Source organism: uncultured Campylobacter sp. (genome assembly GCF_905372745.1).
Classification (GTDB): Bacteria; Campylobacterota; Campylobacteria; order Campylobacterales; family Campylobacteraceae; genus Campylobacter_A.
Genome location: NZ_CAJPQR010000054.1, coordinates 1 through 6444, shown reverse-complemented (window position 1 = coordinate 6444; position 6444 = coordinate 1). Strand labels below are relative to the sequence as shown.

5 protein-coding genes are annotated in these 6444 nt (G+C 45.5%); 1 reads left to right on the top strand and 4 read right to left on the bottom strand.

Annotated features, from left to right (window positions below; translation table 11 throughout):
- Positions 1-110 precede the first annotated feature (110 nt).
- From QZ157_RS10475 to QZ157_RS10465, 3 genes are read right to left on the bottom strand one after another with little or no spacing between them, the layout of a single operon-like run.
- The gene (locus QZ157_RS10475) at positions 111-563 is read right to left on the bottom strand and encodes a hypothetical protein (protein WP_295145370.1); all 453 of its coding nucleotides are present in this window, start codon (positions 561-563) and stop codon (positions 111-113) included.
- Complete coding sequence (gene cbiM / locus QZ157_RS10470) at positions 557-1144, bottom strand: cobalt transporter CbiM (protein WP_295145367.1); 588 nt, start codon at positions 1142-1144, stop codon at positions 557-559. Before cbiM ends, QZ157_RS10475 begins: the two co-directional genes overlap by 7 nt.
- Positions 1145-1891, bottom strand: coding sequence for a DUF4198 domain-containing protein (locus QZ157_RS10465; RefSeq protein ID WP_295145364.1), 747 nt, complete (start codon positions 1889-1891; stop codon positions 1145-1147).
- A 364-nt stretch (positions 1892-2255) separates the two neighbouring features.
- Between QZ157_RS10465 and QZ157_RS10460 the strand changes: the two genes are divergently transcribed.
- The gene (locus QZ157_RS10460) at positions 2256-2771 is read left to right on the top strand and encodes a tetratricopeptide repeat protein (protein ID WP_295145362.1); all 516 of its coding nucleotides are present in this window, start codon (positions 2256-2258) and stop codon (positions 2769-2771) included.
- A 311-nt stretch (positions 2772-3082) separates the two neighbouring features.
- Here the strand turns inward: QZ157_RS10460 and QZ157_RS10455 are convergent, their stop codons facing one another.
- Positions 3083-6391 carry a S8 family serine peptidase gene (locus QZ157_RS10455; protein WP_295145359.1) on the bottom strand — a complete coding sequence of 1103 codons (3309 nt, stop codon included), beginning with the start codon at positions 6389-6391 and terminating at the stop codon, positions 3083-3085.
- Between the last annotated feature and the right edge of the window lie 53 nt (positions 6392-6444).

Sequence of the window (6444 nt, the reverse complement as noted above, 5' to 3'; positions counted from 1 at the left end):
ATTTAAAATCGCTAAAAATATTACGGGCACGATGAAAACGGCGTCCGTAGCGCTTGAAAGCGAGACTCTGAAGCTAAAAAAAGTAAAGCAAACGAGTAAAACGGATAGGTTCATTTGCCTCTTTTTACCAGATAAATTCCGCCAAAAAACAGCCCGATTCCGGCAAACGCAAGGATAAATTTAAGCGCGTAAGCCCCAAAATCCTCCTCACTTTCGTCAAATTTGGTCTTTGAGGCATCGCTTGACGCGTTACTTTCGGCGCTTTTTAGCTCGTCTTTGTTTGCGGTAAATTTTATCCTTTTTTCGTGCGCTAGTCCGCCGTCGATCAGGATTTCAAATTCATCTGCGGGGATTTTAGCTCTGGCAAAGCCGTTTTCATCTGTTTGAGTGCCTCCTATCTGGGTGCCGTCTTTTATGAAAGATACAGGGCAATTTTTACAAGGGGAATTTCCGTAAAAATAGCTTTTTATCTCGACAAATTCGCCCTCTTGCTTTGCAAAGCCTTTTAGCGAGTGCGCATTTAGGATGCTTGCAAAAAGCGCGATCAAAAATATTTTTAGCAAATCAAAAGATCCTTTTTAACCCTGTAAATAAAAGAAAGCGCAAAAAGCGAAATGATCCCCTCAAGCGCCATGAGGGCTAAATTTGAAGTAAAAACGAGCGCGGCTACGGGAGCGAATTCTTTACCGTTTAAAACGAGCGTCAAGGAGAGCAAAGCCGAGGAGCAAAGTATAGGCAAAAACCCGACTAGAAACCAGAAAAACGACCTGTATCGCTTAAAAGATAACTTTAAAAGATAGGGGCTAAGAAGCGCGGGGGAGGCGATGATCAGCAAATTTACGCCAAGCGCGCTCAGGCCGCCGTAACCAAACAGCAAGGCCTGAAAAAACAGCGCGATAAAAATAGCCAAAACGGCATTTGCGCCCAAAAACGCCCCCGCAAGGCCGCTTAGCACGAGATGTATCGACGTAACGCCGATAGGCACGTGGATAAAAGACGCCATAAAAAACATCGCGCTGACGGCGGCAACTTTTGGTATCTCGCTCGTTTTTAGCTTGTAAATCAAGCTAGATACCAAAACAACGCAAACGGCCGAGCAAGGCACGATGATTTCGGGTTTTAAAACGCCTTCGCTAATGTGCATTTATTTATACTCTTTGGTTTGCACCCAGATGACGGCTCCAAGCTCCACGGGATACTCTTTGCCCTCGTGTTTTATCTTTTGGTCGTCGTCTATGAGCGCGGCAAATCCCCACCAGCCCTCAAGTGGCATCGCAAAGCTAAATTCGCCCTGCTCGTTGGTGTTTACGACCTGAGTTACGTGCGCATCGGACGGAGCTTTTAGTCCTTTGGTATTATAGTACTCTACCTCGACGGTTACGTTTTTAGCGGGTTTTCCTTTATAATAAACCACGCCTGAGAACAAATTTCCCTTATAAAGCCCATACGGACGCGTTAGCGGCACTATCTCGGCTTTTAGTCCGGCCGGTTTATCCCAGCCCTCACCGTAGCCGTAGGCATCGACGACGGTTTTTGTTATGTGCCTTATAAATTTATCCTCCGCAGGCTCGAAATAGGGCTTTGGATCCATATAAAACTGATAAATGCCGGGCTCTTTTACGTCGTAGCTAGCCGTAAAGTAGCTAAATTTATCCTCTTTAAGCTCTTTTAGGTCTTTTATCGCCTCTTTTTTACCGTTTATAAAAACGCCCGCCTCGTTTGGAAGGGTCAGATTCATCATATCGCCCTCAAAAGGATGGCTAAATTTGTAAGTAATCTGCAAATTCGCCTCTTTCTCGTCGTCCACGGTCGAATTTGACGGTACGACCATACCAAAATGCGCATAAGCGCTAACGCCCAAAAGCATAAGCGCCAAAGACTTGATTTTCATTTTTGCTCCTTTTGAAGGTATTTGTTAAACGAAATTGTACCCCCGCAAAGCTTATTATTTATTAAATTTTTGAGATAAATCATATTTAAAGTATAAGAAAAATATTTTGGTATTATTTATAACTGCACAAAATAATAAACAAAGTTTTTAAATTTAGTCGGCAGAATTTAATGCCGATATAAGTGCCGGTAGGTTTCAATGAAAACCGCGTTCTTGTAGGCAAAATGTAGCAAAGTAGCATTTAGATATGATAACGTCGCGGCTAAAATCAGCTTAGTTTATCTCGAGCCAAAATAATTAATAACAATCTAAGCCCAAAAAAGACAAAATACAATTTAAATATTTTATATATAAAGGAGTAGAGATGAAAAGAGTTTTTGTTTTACTCGTCGTTTTGTTTTCTGTTGGATTTTCCGAAGATCTTACGAAGCTAGGAGCAGAAGCTTATAATCAGGGTGACTACCAAAAAGCAGCCCAGTTATGGCAGAAGGATTGTGACGAGGAAAATGCTTTTAGTTGCGGCGTTTTAGGATCTTTATATGCGGAAGGCAAAGGGGTTAGACAAGATTATCAAAAAGCAGTCAACTTATGGCAGAAGGCTTGTGACGGCGGAGAGGCTTTGAATTGCGGCGGTTTAGGAGCTTTATATGCAGAAGGCAAAGGGGTAAGGCAAGATTATCAAAAGGCAGCCCACTTTTATCAAAAAGCTTGTGATGGAGGAATTGCTGGGGGTTGCGCCAGTTTAGGTGTTTTATACGAATACGGTCAAGGCGTAAGACAGAATTTTTCTACTGCAAAAGAGTACTACGGCAAAGCCTGCGATTTAGGGCTTCAGCTAGGATGCGATTATTATAGAATACTAAATGAAAAAGACCGCTAACACTGCCTATCCGGCCGCTCTGCGGTCGGTTTCTTGCTGATTAACGGGGACGCTAATCACGATTTCCGCTGCTTTACCAAACTGCATTTGTAGTTTTTTAAGACGCAATTACTAAAATAGCGAAGTAGACGTTAAGAGATCTTACAAGCAGCGGCGCAAGTCGTATCTATACGCTTAATTTTCTAAGCCGCATTTTCGAGACGAATTTCTATCTCCAAAATGCGGCAAATTTACAAAGTCAAATTTGAACCCGTCGCGAGCTAAGTAAATTTAGCTCGCTCTAAGCAAATTTAAGCTTTTAATCCGAAAGATTAAAACGCCCAACTAAATTTGGCGTTTACGCCGTTTGATTTTACATTGCTGCCGTATGCTCCAACATAGCTAAGGCCGACTCTAAAATTTCTGGTAAACGCAGCCTCGATACCAAGCTCGGTAGTGGCTAGATCTTTTAGCTTTTCACCCTCTAGTTTAGTTGCGCCAAGGCCTGTAACGTTCATATGAGCGCTCGGGGTTTTATCGCCTAGGAAACGGTTGTAGGCTACATCGGCTTTTGCGACTAGGCCTACGCCGTCCATGGTAAATGCGATACTAGGTTTTATGCCCACGCTTGCGACTTGTAAATCTCTATCCTCGTTTCTGATCTGCACCAAAGAATTTGCTACATCGTCGTTTTTAAAGCGGATATAGGTTAGTCCCGCATAAGGCTCCAGACTAAAGCCGTTTTCATAGCTTAGCCCCGTATAGGCGATCTGGGCAAATGCGCTGATAGCGGACGCATCGGCGTCTTTATACTCGTAAGCCAAAGGAGCGTATGAGTTAACGACTCTTTTTTCTTGATCAAATTTTGAGTAGATAGCGCCTAGGCTGATTTTGATAGGATCAAGTCCTATGTCGCCGTATATACCCGCATGCGCGTCTTTGCTTTTGACCGCCTTGCTGTCGCCTAGCTTGTGGTTTGTTTTGCCAAGGCCTACGAATACGCCAGCTTTCGAGCTATCGCCTACTAGAAAATCGACGCCCACTAGATTCGTAAATGCGTTCGTGCCTAGTCTGCCGCCGGCGTTATTGTCAGAAGTCACCCTGCTTGCGCTGCTAAGCAGCCAAAGCTCGACTCCCGTATCGATATCGGCTCTTTTAGCACCGTTTTTGTTTTTAACCGAATTTGCTAGCATAAACGAGTCTACGGCGGAGTTGTTTTGCGCTTTAAAGTCTAGATCGTTTGAAAACGCGCCAAAGTATGCCGCCGCTACGCTATGAGTGGCTCCTAGCATAGACGAATAAATAGCGCTGCTAGGATTTGCCTCGACCAATCTAGCAAACGACTTCTCGGCGCTAGTAGAGGCTACCTCCTCCATGCTTTTGCCTTTTTGCAAAGAAAGAGCCAAATTTGAGCCGCCAACAGTTTCTTTAGCGGTTTTAAAGAACGCATAGCTATCCTCTACGTTAGCTAAATTTACGCCCGCAAAGTTTCCGCTCGCGCTTACGGTTTTCTTTAGGGTCGGATTTGCCGCCAAATTTGCAAGCTCGGCGTTTGATAGCAGTGCAGCCTTTAATAAAGATCCCTCTTTAAAGGTTAAATTTAGATTATGTGCGCCGTCGTTAACTACAAATGCGCCGCCCGCGTTTATAATAGCATTAACTTGCGTATCGTCGCTTGCCTTGGTCGTGCTCACGAAACCGCTAGCGCTTGGCGTTTTGTAAGCAAGAGCGTTTAAAACCTCAAATTCGCCGCCTTTATGGACGTTTATGCTTCTTGAAGAAGAGATTGATTGATTTAGGGCTGAAATTTTACCGCCGTATATATTTACCGCTCCGGTAAAGCTATTGTCTCCGGCAAGAGTCAAAGCGCCGTCTCCTCTTTTAGTTAGCGAGCCTTCATAGCCCTCCGCCGCTCTTGCAGACCTAGCCTGCTCTCTTGCGGTTTCAAAGGTCATCTCGGCTTTTTCTTCCGCGCTCAAATTTGGCTTAGCGTTAAGAGCCGCTTTTCTAGCCGCCCAAGCCGCAGCGTCGCTATCGTCCTCGGTTTTTCTAAATTTGATGGCGAAGTCTGAGATGTTATTTGTCCAGATATCGTTTTGATTCATCGTGACGTCAAAGTTTCCTAAGAACTGCCCTGGACCAAACATCGCTTTACCAAGGTCGAGTATACCCCAACCCCAGACGTTACTAGGTACGCCCTCGCCGTCGCTACCCCAACGCTCTAGCATGCCGCCTGCACCGTGACCGGCTCTTAGCGTCCTTTGTCTAGCCGTAGTTAGCATAGTTTCTCTAATCTGAGGCATGCTCATATACGGATAGCGCTGCATTATGACGCCCAAGGCTCCGCTAACGTGAGGAGCGGCCATAGAAGTACCGCCCGATGATTTATATATAGCTTTGCCGTATGTTGCATTGTCGGTAAGCTCGACGTATGCGGAATAAATCTCCTCGGCCGGCGCAGCTATCGTCCACCACTTCGAGTGTCCGGCAAGGTTAAATTCCTGAATATCCGAGGACGCCTTATGTCCTCTTATGTATTCGTTAGAATCATTAGGATAGCCATCCGCGCCGGTTTGACCCGTGACATTGATCCAGTAGTCCTCAGCATCCGGCCTAAAATAAGGCAATGCCGCACGCGTGAAAGATTCGGCCATTAGGCTCCTATTTCCTGCCGTAAATACCTGAATAACCCCTCTTTTTACCGCTACTTCGTAAGCCGCGTCCAAGAAGCTTTTTTCGCCGCTAGTTACGAACTGATAATAAGCCTTTTTGGCCTCGTTCATATCTTTTAAATTTATATGGTCTTTTGCCGCGGTAGTTTGATTGGCTACGGCCACGTCGTAAAATTCCACGTCGTATTCGGGTACGGCTCGCCAGTCATAAGTAGGCTTATATCCCAGCGCGCCCGCAAAAGAGGAATTTACGCGCCTATTAGAACCCCAGCTGTTGTTTATCACTTTCGCGCCCGCGTCGGCTAAAGCGGTGTAGCCTTTTAAGAAATAGTTGTAGTCTTGATTTGGCCCGTACGTCATATTATCGTTGCCGCCGGTATTTGCGGAGTATAGTTGTGCGCCAAACGCTACGCCGTGCATACCGCTACCGTCTCTGCTAGCCGCCATCGTGCCGCCCACGTGAGTGCCGTGAGCGTCGTTTACGCCCCTTATCCAGCTACCGTCCGTATTAAAGGCTTCGCCTTTTTTAAATACGCCGTTATCGTTTTTATCATAGTTTCGCTTGCCGTCTTTTACGGGTTGATTTTTATCTATCGGGCCGTTTCCTAGCGCGGCATCAGGGTATCTCATGCCGTTTTTGCTATAGTTGCCGATAGTTTTTACGGTATGGATCCTACCGTCTTGAAACTCCGGGTGGCTCAAAAGTACGCCCGAGTCCATGACGCCGATCTTCGTTCCGCTACCGTTAAAGCCCAGCGCATAAGCCGTAGAGGCGTTCATCGAGACTAAGCCCCAGTCGCTTTTATACTCCGTGCTCTCCCAGCTAGAAGTATTTCCGGAAACGCCGGCTTCGGTGTAAGCATAAGCTCCGCTTGCGGCTAGTAGCAAGCAGGTGAGCGCCGAAAGAGGCAAATTTGAGCCCTTGTTACTGCGTAAATTTGCAAATTTACGCGACGTGCTTGAATGCATTATTTTCCTTTCGTTTAAGAGAATTTAAAATATGTTATTATACTTTGCTTTAA

Coding starts and splice junctions, on each gene's coding strand:
- QZ157_RS10455 (WP_295145359.1), bottom strand. CDS start 6,391: ATGCATTCAAGCACGTCGCGTAAATTTGCAAATTTACGCAGTAACAAG.
- QZ157_RS10460 (WP_295145362.1), top strand. CDS start 2,256: ATGAAAAGAGTTTTTGTTTTACTCGTCGTTTTGTTTTCTGTTGGATTT.
- cbiM (WP_295145367.1), bottom strand. CDS start 1,144: ATGCACATTAGCGAAGGCGTTTTAAAACCCGAAATCATCGTGCCTTGC.
- QZ157_RS10465 (WP_295145364.1), bottom strand. CDS start 1,891: ATGAAAATCAAGTCTTTGGCGCTTATGCTTTTGGGCGTTAGCGCTTAT.